General features: G+C 36.2%; 13 protein-coding genes. 4 read left to right on the top strand and 9 right to left on the bottom strand.

Annotation, left to right across the window (positions count from 1 at the left end; genetic code table 11):
• Window positions 1-82: 82 nt before the first annotated feature.
• Together VZD24_RS02390 and VZD24_RS02385 are read right to left on the bottom strand one after the other, a co-directional pair.
• Window positions 83-313 carry a VF530 family protein gene (locus VZD24_RS02390; protein WP_342686434.1) on the bottom strand — a complete coding sequence of 77 codons (231 nt, stop codon included), beginning with the start codon at window positions 311-313 and terminating at the stop codon, window positions 83-85.
• 30 nt (window positions 314-343) lie between these two features.
• On the bottom strand, window positions 344-2446 hold the full coding sequence (locus VZD24_RS02385) for an elongation factor G (protein ID WP_279447887.1): 2103 nt from the start codon (window positions 2444-2446) through the stop codon (window positions 344-346).
• A 490-nt stretch (window positions 2447-2936) separates the two neighbouring features.
• On the opposite strand from VZD24_RS02385, the gene VZD24_RS02380 reads away from it, so the two are divergent.
• On the top strand, window positions 2937-3170 hold the full coding sequence (locus VZD24_RS02380; protein WP_279447886.1) for a YtxH domain-containing protein: 234 nt from the start codon (window positions 2937-2939) through the stop codon (window positions 3168-3170).
• A gap of 67 nt (window positions 3171-3237) precedes the next feature.
• Here the strand turns inward: VZD24_RS02380 and VZD24_RS02375 are convergent, their stop codons facing one another.
• The gene (locus VZD24_RS02375) at window positions 3238-3684 is read right to left on the bottom strand and encodes a cold-shock protein (RefSeq protein ID WP_279447885.1); all 447 of its coding nucleotides are present in this window, start codon (window positions 3682-3684) and stop codon (window positions 3238-3240) included.
• Window positions 3685-3943: 259 nt separating this feature from the next.
• The gene (msrA, locus tag VZD24_RS02370; protein WP_342686435.1) at window positions 3944-4489 is read right to left on the bottom strand and encodes a peptide-methionine (S)-S-oxide reductase MsrA; all 546 of its coding nucleotides are present in this window, start codon (window positions 4487-4489) and stop codon (window positions 3944-3946) included.
• 140 nt (window positions 4490-4629) lie between these two features.
• Here msrA and VZD24_RS02365 point away from each other — a divergent pair, with 140 nt between their 5' ends.
• A complete protein-coding gene (locus tag VZD24_RS02365) occupies window positions 4630-5241 on the top strand; it encodes a hypothetical protein (protein WP_342686436.1) in 612 nt (203 codons plus the stop codon).
• A 6-nt stretch (window positions 5242-5247) separates the two neighbouring features.
• Here VZD24_RS02365 and tamL read toward each other — a convergent pair whose 3' ends face one another.
• Both tamL and VZD24_RS02355 read right to left on the bottom strand, forming a co-directional pair.
• Window positions 5248-7521: a translocation and assembly module lipoprotein TamL gene (tamL, locus tag VZD24_RS02360; RefSeq protein ID WP_342686437.1), complete on the bottom strand. Its 2274-nt coding sequence runs from the start codon at window positions 7519-7521 to the stop codon at window positions 5248-5250.
• Between the two features lie 32 nt (window positions 7522-7553).
• Window positions 7554-12644 (bottom strand): translocation/assembly module TamB domain-containing protein, encoded by a 5091-nt coding sequence (locus VZD24_RS02355; protein ID WP_342686438.1) that lies wholly within the window; start codon window positions 12642-12644, stop codon window positions 7554-7556.
• 244 nt (window positions 12645-12888) lie between these two features.
• Between VZD24_RS02355 and VZD24_RS02350 the strand changes: the two genes are divergently transcribed.
• Window positions 12889-13764, top strand: a complete 876-nt coding sequence (locus VZD24_RS02350; protein WP_342686439.1) for a pirin family protein — start codon at window positions 12889-12891, stop codon at window positions 13762-13764.
• Window positions 13765-13851: 87 nt separating this feature from the next.
• On the opposite strand, the gene VZD24_RS02345 is transcribed toward VZD24_RS02350, so the two are convergent.
• Entirely contained in the window at window positions 13852-14466 is a 615-nt protein-coding gene (locus VZD24_RS02345; protein WP_279447880.1) for a Crp/Fnr family transcriptional regulator, read from the bottom strand.
• Between the two features lie 252 nt (window positions 14467-14718).
• Here VZD24_RS02345 and VZD24_RS02340 point away from each other — a divergent pair, with 252 nt between their 5' ends.
• On the top strand, window positions 14719-15453 hold the full coding sequence (locus tag VZD24_RS02340) for a YoaK family protein (protein WP_342686440.1): 735 nt from the start codon (window positions 14719-14721) through the stop codon (window positions 15451-15453).
• 97 nt (window positions 15454-15550) lie between these two features.
• Here the strand turns inward: VZD24_RS02340 and VZD24_RS02335 are convergent, their stop codons facing one another.
• Together VZD24_RS02335 and VZD24_RS02330 are read right to left on the bottom strand one after the other, a co-directional pair.
• Entirely contained in the window at window positions 15551-16816 is a 1266-nt protein-coding gene (locus VZD24_RS02335; RefSeq protein ID WP_342686441.1) for an MFS transporter, read from the bottom strand.
• A 71-nt stretch (window positions 16817-16887) separates the two neighbouring features.
• Complete coding sequence (locus VZD24_RS02330; RefSeq protein ID WP_279447877.1) at window positions 16888-17502, bottom strand: YqaA family protein; 615 nt, start codon at window positions 17500-17502, stop codon at window positions 16888-16890.
• Between the last annotated feature and the right edge of the window lie 559 nt (window positions 17503-18061).

Below are 18061 nucleotides of genomic sequence, written 5' to 3'. Positions count from 1 at the left end.
AATTTTAGTTTTGCGGGATTGCAAAAATACACCCTTTTGTAGGTTTTAAAAGGATATTCAAGAATTTTATTTTGAAAGCCCATTAGGGCGTCTTTTTCAACTTTGTCTTTAAGTAAAGTTGCTCTACTTTTTCTCGCGCCCAAGGTGTTTTTCGAAGAAATTTTAAACTAGACTTTATGGATGGATTGCTGTTAAATGAATTAATTTTAATCTTTTCGCCCAACGTTTCCCAGCCGTAATATTCAACTAAAAATGTTACTATGTCGGCCAGTTTTATACCGTGCAATGGATTGTTGGGTTGTTCGTTACTCATAATTGTTTATTTAATTTACACCCTGCTTTTTTAGCGATTAACCATTTCCTTTTGAACATTTGATGGAACGGGCTGATATGATGCAAAGGTAGATTTAAAAGTAGCTCTTCCTTGTGTTAAAGAGCGCAAGTCTGTTGAAAATCCATATAATTCCGCTTCTGGAGTTAAGCACTTCAAAATTTGATAGTTGTTGTTGCTTTCAATTCCTTGAATCATAGACCGGCGCGCTTGCAAATCGGTCATTACATTACCTACCATTTCTTCCGGAACTTTTACCGTAAGTTCCAGCACTGGTTCCAATAACTTTGGATTGGCGTTTAAAAACGCTTCTTTAAAAGCATGCGCCCCGGCAATTTTAAACGAAATATCATTAGAATCTACAGCGTGCATCTTACCGTCAAAAACGAGTACGCGCACATCGCGAATGTAAGAATTTACCAACGGACCAGATTCCATCACTTCCAGAACACCTTTCATAATTGAAGGCAAATATCGCTGATCTATTACCCCGCCTACAATACAATTGTAAAAAACCAACTTTCCGCCCCACGGAAGATCTATTTCCTCTTTTCCTCTTAAATTAAAACCTTGTGGTTCGTCTATACCCTCAAACCACGGTTCAACTTTTAAATGAACCTCTGCAAATTGTCCGGAACCACCAGATTGCTTTTTATGACGGTAATTTGAAGTTGAGGATCGTTGAATGGTTTCGCGAAAAGCAATTTTGGGTTTATTAAACTGCGCTTCCACGCCGTAAATATTTTTTAATGTCCAATCTATCGTAGCCAAATGAAGATCACCTTGACAAGAAATAAATAGCTGCTTTGCTTCAGAGGAATATGTAATTACAACGGTGGGATCTTGACTGTGAATTTTCTTCAACGTTTCGCTGAGTTTTTCTTCATCTTTTGTACTCACTGCCGAAATAGCTTTTTTTAATCGCGGCTGCGGAAATTTAATAGGCTTAATTTCAATGGTGTCATTTTGCGAAGAAAGTGTATCGTTTGTTTCTGTATATTTCAACTTTAGCGTTGCACCAAGATCGCCAACGGTTAATTTGGTCACGGGTTGCCGCTCCTTTCCATCCATTATAAAGAGTTGGTTTATCACTTCGGTTTCATCATTTCTCGAATTTGTAAGTTTGTCATTTAACCGTACTTCGCCACGCATGACTTTAAAGAAGGTAATTTGTCCTAAATTGGGTTGATACACTGTTTTAAAAACGAACAATGCGGTAGGGCCTTCTTTATTGGCTACTATCTCTTTTCCTTCCGTGCTTTGCTCGGGCTTTAAATCGGCGGCCGCTGGGGCTACATTATCTATAAATCCCATTAACCTTCCCGTTCCCATATCGTTTAAAGCCGAAACACAAAAAACGGGGAAAAGTTCCTGATTTAGCATACCCGCTTTGATCCCTATCCGCATTTCGTCTTCGTTCAAAGTTCCTTTTTCAAAAAAAAGCTCCATTAATGTTTCATCATTTTCTGCAGCTTTTTCTATTAGTTCGTTGTTAAGTTGTTTAGCCAATAGTTTTTGGTCTTTTGGAATTTCGAGCTTTTCGGGCTTCCCTCCTTCCGCAGAAAATTTATACATCTTCATTTTTAAAACATCTACAATACATTGTGCTCCCTCTACAACTAAGGGGTATTGAATTTTCACCGCATTATTGCCAACTAAGTTTTTTATACTGTTAAAACTCTCCTCAAAGGCAGCATTAATGTGGTCTATTTGATTTATTACAAAAATTGTAGATTTATGGTATTTATCAATGTAATTCCAAATAATTTCCGTGCCCACTTCTACACCATATTGAGCATTCAGAACAGTCACAATTGTATCTGAAACACGGATGGAGGAAATTATTTCTCCAATAAAATCATCCAAACCTGGAGTGTCTATTATATTGATTTTAAAATTGCGCCATTCGGTGTGTAACGGGGTGGCGTAAATAGAGTTGCCTCTTTCGTGTTCAATGTCGTGGTAGTCCGAAACGGTATTTTTGGTTTCAACTGTACCGCGTCTGTTTAACAGTCCCGCTTCAAAAAGCATGGTTTCTGCGAGGGTGGTTTTTCCGCTATTGTGAGCACCCACAAATACTACGTTTTTTATGTGCTTTTCGTCGTATATTTTCATCTGGCTGTATTTTTTGGTTAGGTATCTGCTTAAGAATATTTAGTTCAGGTTAACTTGTATATACGTTAGAAAATAGTTTGAAATTATAGACGTAAATGAAAAGATTCCCAAAGTCCAAAAAATTATAATACACCCACCATCTCGAATTTTGCGATAGTTCTTTGGAAAGTTTTGCCTCATAATTACTTCTGTAAATAGTGTGGTAGTTGTGCTAATATAATGGTACAAATAGTATAAGAAAGTAGTAATATTTTTAATGTAAATACTTTTCATATTAGAAGAACTAAAGAAGTGCTTTTAAAGTTACAACAAATTGATTAAAAAACAGATAGCCCTTTAAAAACTTTAATTGATCGTAACTTCAATTGAAAAAATTGTGAATATTTTTTGCAATTGGCAGCATTAGTATTAAACTTTTACTAAAGTCATTTTAAAATTATTGTCTAACCCTTCAAAGCAGTATCTTCACACAAACAAAAAAATAAACAACATGAACAATAAAGGAAAAGGAATATTAGCTTTGCTAGGAGTAGCAGCTGGCGCATTTGCATTTTGGAAATACAAAACAATGACGCCCGAAGAAAAACAAAGACTTAAAGATAAAGCCACTGAAACTGGAAGTAGAATTAAGGAAAGAGCTGGAGAAGTTCAGGATACCATTTCTGAAAAGTATGACCAACTTAAGAATTCTGCTAAAAAGGAAGTAGACAACATTACAAATTAAAAATGTAATTATTGAAAACGAAAAATCCCGCAAACAGCGGGATTTTTTTTTACTTTAAATAAAAAGCTTATACTTTTTTAACCTTGACAGCATTCATTCCGCGCTGGCCTTTTTCCAGCTCGAAGGACACATTATCATTTTCGGTAATTTCGTCTATAATGCCACTTACATGCGTAAAATACTTTTCGTTATTTTCGTTATCGATAATAAATCCGAAGCCCTTGGAAGAGTCGTAGAATGATACTTTACCCTTTCTTACCGGATCAAATGCCTCGCGCTCGCCCTCTTCTTTTGGTGGAATACCAAGAACTATATCCTCAGCTTCAATTTCCACTTTCATAGATGGATCTGGCGGAGTATCTACAAGGTTTCCATTGTAATCAACATATACAAAATCAATACCCGGAGTTTTCTCTGCTTTGCGAGCTTCTTTCTTTTTTTGTTTTTCTTCGCGCTTTTTTTGCTTTGCTTTTTCTTTTTCTTTTTTACTATACGTCTGTTGCGATTTTGCCATTTTAGAGTTTAAATTTTTAAAATAAAAAAAGCCATCCACAAGCTGCAGATGACTTTTTAATTAGTTATATGTAATTTGTAATTTTATTGGTTTTACCTAGCTGGGTTTTAAATACTATTCATCCGAGGACTGCGAAGGTACAGTTTTTTAAGCAATTATAATCACAAAAAGGGTTAAAGTATAAAATGCGAATTACATTTACCTCACAAGTTATTCAAAAAATTTGATTTTTTTATTGCATAAACACTACTTAGCGCTTTTAATTCAATTTTAGTTTATCTGCGTGCATTTGCCGCAATCGTGCAAGTTTAGGTGAAATTACCGCTGTGCAATAGCCTTGGGTTTTATTATTTTTATAATAGTCTTGATGCTCCAATTCGGCTGGATAAAAAGTTTTTAATGCACTCACTTCCGTAACGATTTCATCTTTATAATACGGTCTCATTTCGTTTAAAACTGCTTGAGCGATTTCCTTTTGGCTTTCGTTGTGATAAAAAATCACGGAACGATATTGTGTGCCTCTATCGGCTCCCTGTCTATTTAGCGTTGTGGGGTCATGGCTCGTCATAAAGATAACTAGCAAATCTTCAAAAGATACAATTGCGGCATTAAAAGTAACCTGAATTACCTCGGCATGACCTGTAAGTCCGCTGCAAACCTCCCGATAGGTGGGTGTTCCCGGAACAGTACCCCCAGAATATCCCGAAACCACTTTTACCACGCCTTTTATTTGATCGAAAACTGCTTCAGTGCACCAAAAACAGCCACCGCCAACAGTCATTGACTGTAAATTATTTTCCTCCATCTACTTTTTTCTCAAAGATACTTATAGCACTTTTCTAAATTTTACAAAGTATTGTTAAAGCACATAGTATATTTTATACCAGTTTCTATTAAGAAACAATACTGAAAATCATATCTTTAATAAATTTTAAAGCCTTTTGTATGAATAAAGCAATACTATTTACGCTCCTTTATTTCTTGAGCATGCCATCATTCTTTTCACAGAACAAACAAATTGAGATTGTTGAAGAAGAAAAACCAAGCCGCCTTTTTTTATATGGTTTAAATAAAACTGAAAGAGATCTTGACGTTACAATCACAGTTGAAGGAAGCAATTTTAGACAAAGTAAAAGCGCGCCAAGACCTGTTCGTATTCCAGCGGCATCAAAAGTGTTGCTCGCAAATTTAATTGTGGAAAGAGGTAAAATAGCGCATTACACCTACACCTTGGATGTAAATGATAGTTTGTCGCGACGAGCAATGCGCAGAAGTTTTGAACCTATAAAAATAGAACCGAAGAAAAAAGTAATTATTTATATTGCCGAAAGCTGTACCAGTTGCGATACGCTTGTATCAAGTCTCAACAAAAGTCATTATTTGTACACGGTGCATCGTTTTTCTGAAAAACCTGAATTAAAAGAGCAGTTAGCTCCTGCCTTTGCCAATTCAACAGTAAAAATAGATTCGGTTACTACACCCATTATAAGTTTAGACGGCACGTTGCATGTTAAAATTGAAGATTATGATCAGTTGTTAGAGGAATTAAACAAATAGTATTTTTTAAAATGGATATCCAATTCCAAAATTAAATACTGTTTCCTTTACATTAAAATTGAAGCGTTTACCCTCCATTAGCGATGGATCGTGAAAGGGAGCTGCAAAATCAAACCGAAGTACAAAACCCTGCACATCTACACGCAGCCCAACGCCCGCGCCCATTCCCAATTCGTTTATGAAATTGGAAGTAAATTTGTCTTTTCCGCCGTAGGTGGGATTCGCTATTGAATTCCAGATATTTCCGGCATCTGCAAAAATGGCGCCCTTAAAGAATGAAAATAACGGAAACCGATATTCAATATTGGCCTCCAAGCGTATGTTACCAGTCTGGTCAAAATAATTGGAATTTGGATTGGCTTCGTTGTTATACGTTCCCGGCCCCAAAGAACGAATGCGAAACGCACGAACACTGTAGGGGCCACCAGAATAATATTGTTTTACGTAGGGCACAATTTCAGAATTTCCATAGGCATATCCATAACCTCCAAATAATCTTGCGGCAATTAGCTGATCCTTTCCAAATTTAAGATGATACCGAAAATCTAAATCTATCTTTGCATATTGGGCATATTCAAGTCCTAAAAACTCCTTTGTGCCCGTATCATTATCTTTTCCGAAAAGGCTAACGCTATTTCCCGCCACATCCAGGGTAGTATTTACAAATATTTGATTGGTTTTTGAAGCATCAATCATTTCATTATAAGTGAATGAATAATTTAGGCCCGAAATAAATTGTTGGTCAAAACTTCGTTTTAAAAACGGATTTTCGTCTAAAATTGCTTCAAATTCGGGGGTGGTATTTGAAGGTTTTGTATAATTTATTGAAATAGGAATTATTTCATGACTTACAAACTTATTGGCCTGCCAGAGATATCCAAATTGAGCGGTTCCTGAAAGCAGGGCATATAGTTTTGTTCTACTTAAATAATCTACGCTTAAACTTGCTTTGGTTTTAGGGATTGAATATTTAAAAAAGTCGGTATTAATTTTTATGGGAAATATTACACGGGGAAAAATTAATTCTTGTTTTAAACCCAAATCAACACTGGTATTTCCACTATTGCTGCCGCTGCCTACTTGCACCTCGTATCCTACGCTGGCAGTGGTATTTAAAGTTTCGCCCCCTTTAAAAATATTTCTGTTGCTATAGGTTAGTGCCAATCCAGGGCCAGCAAAATTATTAGATTTTGTAACGGCTTGTAATTGCGCACGCAAAGCGCGTTTATTTAGTGGGGATAGAAATATATTGGCTTCCAAAACTCCCAAACTATCAGTAAGTAGTGAGTCTTTTTCTTTATATTGAATGTTAACAAATTTGTATGCCCCAATCGTTGAAAGCCGTCGGGCAGTATTTCTTGAATCCTCGGGACTGTATAACTTTCCCGCTTCCAAAGTAATAAACGGATCCAGATATTTTGGCTTAAAATGCGCTGCACTGTTAATATAATTTCGACCGTTAAACTCCGTGATATCTGTTACGGTACTGTCCTGCACATCGTAATTTGCGTAAACGTTTATTTTTGAAATTTTATAGGGAACAATTGCTTTTTGCGGTACATCCCTCTTTAGTCGTAGAAATAAATCGAAACGTTTTCTATCGTATTGATTGGTGTCTGCCTCAAAAATTAAAAAGCCAGGGTTAAAGTTGAAATAGCCATTTTGCTTTAAATCTCGGTCTATACGCTCCCGTTCAAGTTTCAAATTAGAAAGGTCAAAACGCATTCCTTTTGTAAGTTTTGTTTCGGAAACACTTTGCTCTATTTGTGAATTTATGGGTTGTGGTAACGAATCTAATTGATAACTTGCAATGGTGTATGGCGTTGGTGCTTTTACCGTATAAATTGCAGCAGCCTCCTTTTCCTGTTCCTTAAATTCTGAACTTACCTCACTGTAGAAAAAACCTCTATTCTCCATTCGGTTGCGCAATATATCTTCAACTTCATAAGGTTCTACATCGCTTTGGTAAACCGGCTCCTCTCCTATTTTTTTATAAAAAAACCGATTTATAAATCCTGGCTTTTCTTGTTGCATTTTGTAGTAAAAATGAAGCCCCGGTCGCATTCCCAAAAACTTTTTATTCGGTTTGGGTCGCAATGCTTGTTCCAATACCGCTGCTAAACTTTGTTTGTTTGCAATTACTGAATCTGCTTCAATTTCTACTTTGGCACCTGTATAAAGTCGTTCTCCTTCCGGAATAAATTTCTTTACGGCGCAGGATTGTAACACGAGAAAAATCGCAGAAAAACAAATGGATATTATATTTTTTTTATTCAGCATGTAATAATTTGTTTCAACCTATATGCAGTGTGCTATTCGTTATTTGTATTTTCAATCTTGTCTGTTTTGTTTTTTTCGGTTTGCTCCTGCTCTTTTTTGGGTTGTTGTTCTGCAGCCTTCTTTTCTGCTTTTTCTTCTTTCGTTTCTCCGCGGAGCAAGGCCTGCCACAATTCATCAAACTTATTAAACTCTTGAGTAAAAATAAGTGCTATACCGCTAACAATGGTCTGCCCATCCACTATGTTTTCAAACTGATTTTTTCTGAAACCTTTTAATCTATATCTACCATTTTCCGTAAGGAGATACTCTAAACTTACATCACCAATTATCGGTACGGGTTCGTTGGTAGCGCTGCTTCCCTGAATATCTACTTCGCTGCCAACACGCACAATAAGCCTATCGTTAAATAGCTTTTTTTGTGCTGCGATGTCCAATTGAGTGCGTTCTTGTGCGGTTTCGCCTTGGTAATCTGTGTAACTGTCTAATCCAAAATCCAGTTCAACGCCTGTATTTCCGAGTAGTTTATTAGAAAACACATTTAATTGATCTGAGATGGCATCGTTCAGGTTATCGCGGGCTACTGTTGCAAATCCGCCGCGGCTACCATCGCTGCCCGGCTCAGGATAAAAACGACCTAATACCAACAGTGAAAATACTTGCCGGTTTAGTTCGTCTTGTTGGGTATTTACCTGTTGCAATCTGCCATAAACTTGGCCGCCAATAGCACCCTGCTCTTCTTCGGGCATATCTAAATCGAAACCTATTTCAGGTTGGGTTAACTGCCCGTCTATATTTAAATACACATTGAAGGGTAAAACCTGTTTGTATTTATTTTTTACTGAAGGGTCTGAGCCCGATGTTATTGGCGCCATTAAAGGAGAGGCCGATGCCTTTACAGTATAGATTGCTTTTACGTCTAATTTGGCATCAAAGGGATCTCCAGACCAAGTAACTCTACTTTCGGGAGAAAGTTCAAACCGTCTGTTTACAAGATTGTACAAATTCATTTCATAATGGCCTCCGGCAATTTCATATACGCCACTCAAGGTCATTCTACCATTTGGATTCATATTAAAGTTAAATTCCCCGTCGCCAAAGACTTCAAAATTATCGCCAGTTTCCTGATCTATAATTATGGTAACCTTTGCGGATTTACCGATGTTTAAAAAAGCATTTATATCTAAGCCGGTAAATGTGGCGGTCTTTTCAACATTTTTGGTTAAAATAGCATCAGGATTTTCGCGATTCACAAATAATACTACGCCATCGCGCTCTTCAATAGCAACACTGGAGGAAGGTAATATATATGTGACATTAGTATCTTTATTTACGGTAATTTGTGCATCTAGTTTTGGAATTTGCAAATCGCCCGTTAATTTGGCATCGGCATTAAACGAAGCCTGTCCGTAAACCATATCGTTATCGTCTTCGGTGGCATTTAAAACTTGGAAATTCTGCGCGTTTAAGTTTAAATTGAATGTTGGATTTATATAGCTTTCCGTGCCAATTTTTCCTGTTATATTGAGTTTGTTTTGGTTTTCGTCCAAGATCGTAAATCCTTCCAAATACACACCGTTATTGTCAATTCGCAAGGATTCATTAACCAATGTAAAAGGCGCGTTTAATTTTGAAATTGTAAAATCGGCGTTGTCAAAATTCAAGCTACCTTCGTATTTTGGAGCGGTAGTACTACCCGTAACGTTAAATTTTCCCGAAAAGCTACCATCCGCATTCTTTACTTCACCTAAAGTGAAACCTTCTAAAGCACTCATTTTGAAGTCGATGATATTTAAATCTAAATTCAATTTTGCGTCAGTTTCCGTTGCAATGTAATCTCCGGTTAAATCTAATTTTACCTCACCCTCCTTTACGGCTAGATTAAAGTCGTAGCTATTTCCGCCTTTCGATTTTGCATCTACTGTTAATTTTCCCAAATCTACGTTTAGAAGATTAAGTTCATCAATTAACAAATCGGCAAAAAGCCCCGCGTTTCCAAAGGGCTCAACAATCGCCAAGCTACCGTTGAGGTTACCTTTGGCAAGCTCTTCGGAAGGATTTAAATAATTTAAAATTTCACTTAGTTTAAAGTTTTCAAAAGTAATGGCAGCGTGCTGTTGCAAAACGCCTGACAGATTATGGGTTAATGCAACCGTTTCGTTATTTTTTGTGAAGCGAAAATCATTAAATTCCACATTGTTTTTAAAAATTAAAACTTCGTTATTCGCGGGTGTTTTCCAAGGTTTTCTATCTAGAATTAAATCTTGCGGTACTACGTGAAACCGCAATTTGTCTGAAGTTCCTGTTATTTGCGATTGTATATTGATTAGCGTGCTATCTTTATGAACTGCGTGAAAATTTAAATTCATTTGCCCATCAAGCTGATTGCCGCTAATTTGTGTTTTCGGAATTTCTAACGGACCTCCCTTTATACTGCCAAAACCGAGGTTAAAAACAAATTTCTCTTTGTCGGTATCCATCGTAAAAGCGAGGCTGTCCAGTTCGTTGCCACCGTAGTTTATATGTGGCGCATTTATGGCAGCTTTTAATTTTCGGGCTGCTTCATCAAATGCCACATCAATTTTTACGGTATCTAAGTCCTTAACATTTACTAAAAACACTTCGTTTAAAACCGGTGCCTCCACAATTTTGCCTTTTACGTCGAGTTTAACTGGATTTTGTAACGTATCTGCAAAAGCCGTTTTTTTGGAAAAATAACTGCTAATGTGCCGTCGTACCGAACGACTAAAAGTTGCAGGATCTGTATTGCTTTCAAGACTCAATTCTATCATTTTATTATCCAGCCAAATAGAAGTTGTATCGCTTCGCACGTGGGCCGTTGCAAGCAAATCTCCCAACAAATAGGTTCTGTTGTCGTAAACCACTACCCCGTCGCCAACAGTAGAAATTACATCAAACCCGTCTGTATTGCCTTCAAAATCGGCATCTAATTTAAAAGCAGTTCGCACATCGCGAGTCATAAGTCCAAGCGATTGAAGATTTGCGCCTATTATGTTTAGATGCGCACTCGCTCTGGGTGTAACGGAGTCTAAAACAACGTCTGCGTTTAAGTTTACATTTAAATTTTGGTCTTTATAATTTGATATTACTTCACCCTTTCCATTTTTTATATTACCAATTATTCCTAAGTTTTTTATTGCGTAATCGTTAAATTGAAATTTAGATACATTAGCTTCCAAAGTTGCGTCTAGCGAGTTAATATCGTTGCCAGAACCTGTTGTATTTAGCTGTAAACTAATTGGTCCCAGCTGTTCATTTTGAAGCAATTCATTAAGTTGGTATTCTGTTATTTCAATATCTGCATTAAATGCAATCTGCGAATCGTTTGTAAAATGACCGTCAATTTTTGCCATACCTTGTGAGGTTGTAAGTATAGCATTTGCATAAATATCTTTCGTGTTTCCCTGGGCGTTTCCTTTAAGGGCTACATCTTCCGGTAATTTAATACCTAGCTCCTGCTCGCTTACAAACTGAATTAAATCGCTGCGCCTGGTTTGGGCTGAAAATTGAGGAATATTAAATTTTAAATTTTCAGGCAGTGTTGCATTTTCAATAAAACCTTTGGCAACGATGCGCGTAGTGTTACCCCAGCGCAGATTTACCGTAGGAATTTGAATTGCCGAAATATAACCCGAAGCCTTTACTTGGCCAAAAAGTGGTTTTTGGCTGAGCGTTTTTAAATATTCATTGCTTTTAAGTTCTGGTTGAAATTTAAAGACCTCCTTTAAATCGACCTGAAAAACAGGAAAATCCAATGCAATTTTTGATTGTTCAGGTGCTTTAAATAAACTGGCCAAAGTTTTAAAATCCAACCGCAATTTACCGTTTAACTTATTGTTGTTAAGCGCAAAATTTAGGGCGTTTACGTTCAAGTACGAATCTGTTGCTTCTAGGTTTAATGCAAGTTTATGAAGATTAAATCCCGATGCTTCTCGAAAACTTAAAGCGTCTAAATTTATACCAGCCCGTTTGTCTTTTAGATAAATAGAATTCGCTTTTAAAGAAACATTTTCCAACGCAATAGCATTGGGATTAAAAACATTTGGTGCTCCTTTATTTTTACCGACAAAGTAGCTTATGTTATTTCCCTCCAAATTTATTTCAGAAAGTGAAATTGTAAAATCTGGCCACTCAAATTTTTCGATGTCTTCCTTTATATCGGTAGTTACTTCATCAACTTTTTGAGTTATGCCATTATTTTCAGTTTTAGTATAAATGGTGACAATAGAATTTTTTAGATTGAAATCTCCAATTTCAATGTCGTTTGTCGTTAAATCGGCTTTTGGGAGTTCAAGAAATAAATCTGAAAATTCCAGATTTGCTGCAATTCTATCTCCGAATGATTGATAATCTACACGAACATTATTAAGCAATAATTTATTTAAAGCTAAATACGGCAATGGCGGGGCTTCGGTAGTTGAGGGCGGCACCGGCGATTGAATATAGGTTATGTTAGCGTTGGCAATTTTAGCTTCCGATGCGCGAAAATCCATTTTGGATAAATCGGTTTTCTTCATATTGAGCGCCAAGGAACCTACGATAAATTTACTGTCAATTCCCAGTACGGCATCATTATAAACTATATTGAAATCTTTTAAACGTAAATCGCCCAAAACTATATCTAATGGAGCTGAAGTGCTATCGGGCGTAACGGTAGTAGTATCTGCCACAGCAAAAGCATCCAATAAAAACTGAAAATTATATCCATTTATGGAATCTTTTCGAACAATATTGGCGCGCAACCCCTCCCAGTTTATATAATTAATTGCTATGGTATTGCCCCGAATAATGGGCAATAGAGGCACATCTGCCTCTAACGATTTTGAATAGATAAGAGTATCGCCCTTTTTATCTTCAAGATAGAGCCCATTAAGCACAATATTACCGCTAAACGTAACAAAGAGTTTTTCTATTTCAACTGTCGTATTCGTTTTGTCAGACACGTATTTTACGGCACGCTGAACAATAATATTTTGCCCCCAAGGACTTCGGATAAAAAGCACTAACAGGAAAAACAGGATGATAAGACCCACGGTAAATTTTCCGAGAAATCTTAAAAACCTGTAATATTTTGGCTTACTTTTTTTTTCTTTTTTCTTTTCCAAAGTACTTTTTGGGTATTCTCAAAAATATAAAAAATCTAGCTCAATTATACACTCAATCCCGCTAACTAAGTGTGTTATGGCATAAACTTCTGTTAAAGTTTATTTTTAAAATTTTCAAAATTTAGTTCAAAATAAAAAATGGCGCCGTCGAAAGTATTTCAGATAACATTCGTATTACTTATCATACATCAATGTATTTACGTATTATACACAGTAATTTTACTTTCAACTTAAAGAAACCAAGATGAAAACACGCAATATAGAACGCATTCTAACACCTCCCCGTCCGCATATGGTTGGCGATGGTTTTAGGGTACATCAATATATTCCTTCCGGATTGGGAGAAGGTTTTGAAAGAATGGATCCATTTATAATGATGGATTACAATAGTAAGTTTTACTTTCCGCCCACAGACCAACCTCGGGGCGTGGGTGTGCATCCGCATAAAGGTTTTGAAACGGTAACTATTGCTTATAAAGGAAGCGTTGCGCACCACGATAGCACTGGCTATAGCGGAGTAATTAATGAAGGCGATGTGCAATGGATGACGGCTGCTTCTGGAATTCTTCATAAGGAATATCACGAGGAGAATTTTAGCAAAACTGGAGGGGATTTCCAAATGGTGCAGCTATGGGTAAATCTTCCCGCAAAATACAAGTCAAGTCCACCAAAATACCAAGGTATTACAAATGCTGAAATAAAAAAGGTGGAACTCCCCGATGATGCTGGTTTTGTTGAAGTAATTGCTGGCGAATACGCTGGTATAAAAGGTCCTGCAAGTACTTTTACTCCCGTGCACATGTTTAACGCAAAGTTGAAAACGGCGGGAAAAGCAAGTTTTAATTTTCCAGAAAATTACAATACCGTTGTTTTAGTTGTAGAAGGAAATATAAAAGTAAACAACGAACATGAAATAAAAACAGACTGCTTAGGATTGTTTAAAAATGACGGTGAAAAATTTACGATTGAAGCGACCAATCCCGCTGTAGTTCTGGTTTTAAGTGGTAAACCCCTCAACGAACCCATTGTGGCCCAAGGTCCCTTTGTAATGAATACCCGCGCCGAAATAATGCAAGCTATGAATGACTTTAATATGGGTAAATTTGGATATTTAGAATAATGTGTTTTACACTTAAAGACTGCAGTAGTGAGTTTCGTAATTGTTTATTGAACCAAACATATGCTTTCGCGGGTGCTTAGGTTACCTTCAATTTGGTTTAAAATTTTTATGTGCCAGTTCTTTGCGTACACGACTAAGGCTTTCGGGGGTTATTCCCAAATACGAAGCAATCATCCATTGCGGTACGCGTAACAACAAATCTGGATATGTTTCTATAAAACTTAAGTATCGATTTTCGGCGGTGGCTCCGAGTAATAAATTAATTCTTTTTTGCAATTGCCTAATGTGGTTGTGCAATAATTTATCATTGAATTTGCTGAAAGATGAATTATTTTCATTGGCTTTGCATATAAAATTTTCACTTAGTAAAACCACCTCAGAATCTTCAACTGCTTCAATAAAACTTTCGGAAGTATCATTAAAATAAACACTGCTTCTATCTACGATAAACCAATTTTCGGGCGCGAATTGAATTACGCGTTCCTTTCCATCATCTTCGAGCATATATGAGCGTAGCAAACCTTTTTCTACAAAAAAAGAATGGTTGCACAAATCGCCTTTTCTCAAAACAATATTTCCTTTTTTATATTTAATTCGCTTTAAGTCTGCCGTAATATGTAGCGCTTCATCTAATGTCATACCCGCGGTTTCAACCAAATATGCATCAAATGGAAATTCTATTTTATTATTTTCTGAAATCATTAATCGGTAAGTTATATAACATTTTAAAATTACTAATTTCTTCTCACACGGCTCATCAATTCTATTTAATTATAAATTTCGAACATTGGCAGTTAAAAGAAAAAATAGTTGTAAAAAATTCTATAATAACACAGAAGGAAAATATCATATTAAATCAATTATACTCCAAAATTGCTAAATTTGCGGGCAACGATATAAACAGTTGCGTCAGGGTACAATACTGTTTTATAATAAATTACAAACTACAATTTAATGCTAAGACACCAAGGCCGCAGTAGGACTTTAAGACACAATCTGCAAATTGCCACTGTTTTATCTTTTGTGGCCGGAATTGTAAATGTTACTGGTTTTCTGTCTATTCACCAACTCACTACAAATGTAACGGGGCACTTCGCACAATTTATGTACGACGTTGAGAATTTTCAATTCTGGCAAGGCACCATTTATGTTTTGTATATTTTTTCGTTTCTTCTTGGTTCTTTTTCTTCTAGTTTTCTGATTGAAATATTTAAGGAAAACAAAAAGCTCAATATTTTTGCAACCCCAATTTTAATTGAATCACTCATATTAATAATCATAGCTGTAAATAGCAATTTTACTGCAATTGAATTTCCGCATATAATTGCCTGTTTTCTACTTTTCGCAATGGGAATGCAGAACTCATACGTTACCGAAATTTCGAATGCTATTGTGAGAACTACGCATTTAACTGGGCTTTTCACAGATTTGGGTATAGAACTTTCCCAATTGTTTTTTCCCAAAACGCATCCAAATAGAAAAAAAATTAGAGCAACTATTAGATTGCGACTTTATATAATTGCCTTTTTCTTTATTGGCGGAATAACGGGTGGTTTATGTTATTCAACATTCAACTTAAAGTTAAATACATTACTTTTAGGAGCTTTTATCTTACTGGCGAGTTTAATCTATGACGATGTGAGATTTGGATGGATCAAGGCAAAACGAAGAAAGTTTCAAGAATGGTAATTAGTTATGATACCAATAGATTATACTGTATTTACCACTGCGAAACACAAAAAATTTAAAAAACTAGTTTTGGAATAATCCTAATAAGAAATAGTCCTTATTCTTTTTGATGTTCTTCCAAATCCTTTTGCAAGTCTAATTTTCGCAGTTTTGGGAATAAAATTCCGGTACCGATTACAGTAAGTATAGTCATTCCACCACCAAATACCACCGCTGTTACCGTACCCATCAATCGCGCGGTAAGGCCGCTTTCAAAAGCTCCCAACTCATTTGAAGATCCCACAAACATAGAATTCACCGAAGCCACGCGGCCACGCATTGCATCTGGAGTTCGCAGTTGAAGAATTGTTTGGCGAATTACCATAGAAACGCCGTCTGTTGCACCACTGAGAAAAAGTGCAATTACCGAAACCCAAAACCAAGTGGAAATTCCAAATACAATAATACAAATACCAAACCCGAAAATGGCTGCCAGTAGTTTCATTCCTGCATTTTTATTTAAGGGAAAATGTGCTGAAGTAAACATAATTAGCAATGCACCCACAGCTGGCGCAGCGCGTAAAACACCAAACCCTTCGGGTCCTACTTTTAGTATATCCTGCGCGTAAATTGGCAGCAGTGCCACTGCACCTCCAAAAAGTACTGCAAACATATCTAATGTAAGCGCTCCTAAAATAACCCGTGTATTTCTTACAAATTTAATTCCTTCTTTAAGACTTTTTAGTATTGGCTCCCCGATGTTTGGGTTTAAAATAGGTTTTTTCGGAATTTGAATTAATAATAATAGAGCCATTAGTGAAAAAGCAAAAACAAAACACATAGACCAATGCACCCCAATCCAATGAATAAAAAACCCACCAAATGCTGGTCCAACCACGGCGCCCATTTGCCAAACCGAACTGCTCCACGTTGCAGCATTTGGATATACTTTTTTAGGAACCAATAGCGAGAAAAGTGAAAAAATTGTCGGACCGAGAAATGCGCGAACAATACCTCCCAGAAAAACCAAAAAATAAACGGTATAAAGAATTACATCTGTAGAAAGATTGGCAATTATTCGAGGCCACGTTATTAAGAAAAGACCCAGACTAACAACCGAAAAACCGAGAATACATTTAATTAATAACCCGCGCTTTTCCTTTTGATCTACAATATGCCCTGCGAAAAGTGCCATGGATACTGCAGGAATTACTTCCATTAAACCAATTATTCCAAGGGAAAGTGGATTTTTGGTAATACTGTAAACCTCCCATTCTATTACTACAAATTGCATAGTCCACGCAAAAACCATTGCAAACCGAACCAGAAGAAAAATATTAAATTCCCGAAATCGTAAAGCGGCGTAGGGATCGTTTTTCTTCATTTAAAAGAAGTGGAAATTTAAAATGGGTATTTTATTTTCGGAAGAATAGTCTTCGAACAGTTACAAAAGTACTACAGCAAACTGAATATAGCAATCGCGTATAGATAAAACCGAACAAAACGAAGCAAACCAAATAATAGGTAATTCTTAAATTTATAGTGAATCATACCCGCTGCCATACTCGTCATAGAAAACGGAATGGGCAATAAAGCGCCAACTACAATTAAAAAGCCACCCCATTTTCGAATGTGTTTTAGGTGTTTTTTCATCTTGCCCTCCATATATGCGTACACACGCGGAATAGTAAAAATCCATTTCCCTATAAAATAGGAAATAATACCCCCAATGTATGAAAGGGTTGCCAATAAAGTTAAATAAAGTATGGGTTGCGGCATTTTATCGCTCCAGGCAATAAAAATTTCTGGAGGAACGAGCCCCAATAACGATTCTGATGCCAAGAAAACCAATAATACGTTTATGGGAGCGTAGGTAACCGTTATATAGGTAAATAAATCGCTAAAATCTACAACATATCTATCTAAAACAATTAAAACGGCCACAGCCAAAATAATTGGAATAATTGCCTGCTTAAGGCTCTGCCCTACAAATGAATAAAATCCTGTGTATTTGTAGTATAAATGGGTGCGCTTAAGCTTATTGGTTTCAGATTTTCTTACCGTATTCATTTTTAATTTGGGATAATGCTAATTTCTTTTCCATTTTTACATATCAGTGCTAAAATCGCACCGATATTATAGGGTGCAAATATAAAGCTAAAGCCCCTACCCTGCAACAATTTGGTAACTCATTGGCGGTTAATAGTATGTTAAACATTTTAGGACGATTTCTTGTGAATGTAACCATAAAAAAAGTTAATATTTAGTTAAAACACTACTTTGTATAGCATAGTACTGTAACAATTAATTAAATCGTGCGTCTTTTAGATATAACCCAGTAAAATTTATTTATTATGAGAACTTTAGACAACAATCAATTATCAGCTAAAATGAAAACTTCAAAATCGTATTCTTGGAATCTGAAAAGAAGGTTTCACTAAAAATGAATTCAAAAATTAATTAAAATTAAAAATCATGAGAACTTTAGACAGCAACGAAAAGCAACACAGACCCACTAATTCCAGAGCATATCTTTGGAATACGAAAAGACGCTACAAGTAATTTTTATAAGAAGAGCTAAGATGAAAACATTGAGAAACATTCAAAAGAGAATCAAATGCGGATCGCA

It is taken from the genome of Aequorivita flava (assembly GCF_038742595.1).
GTDB lineage: Bacteria > Bacteroidota > Bacteroidia > Flavobacteriales > Flavobacteriaceae > Aequorivita > Aequorivita marisscotiae.
This window is presented reverse-complemented; position numbering and strand designations above follow the sequence as displayed.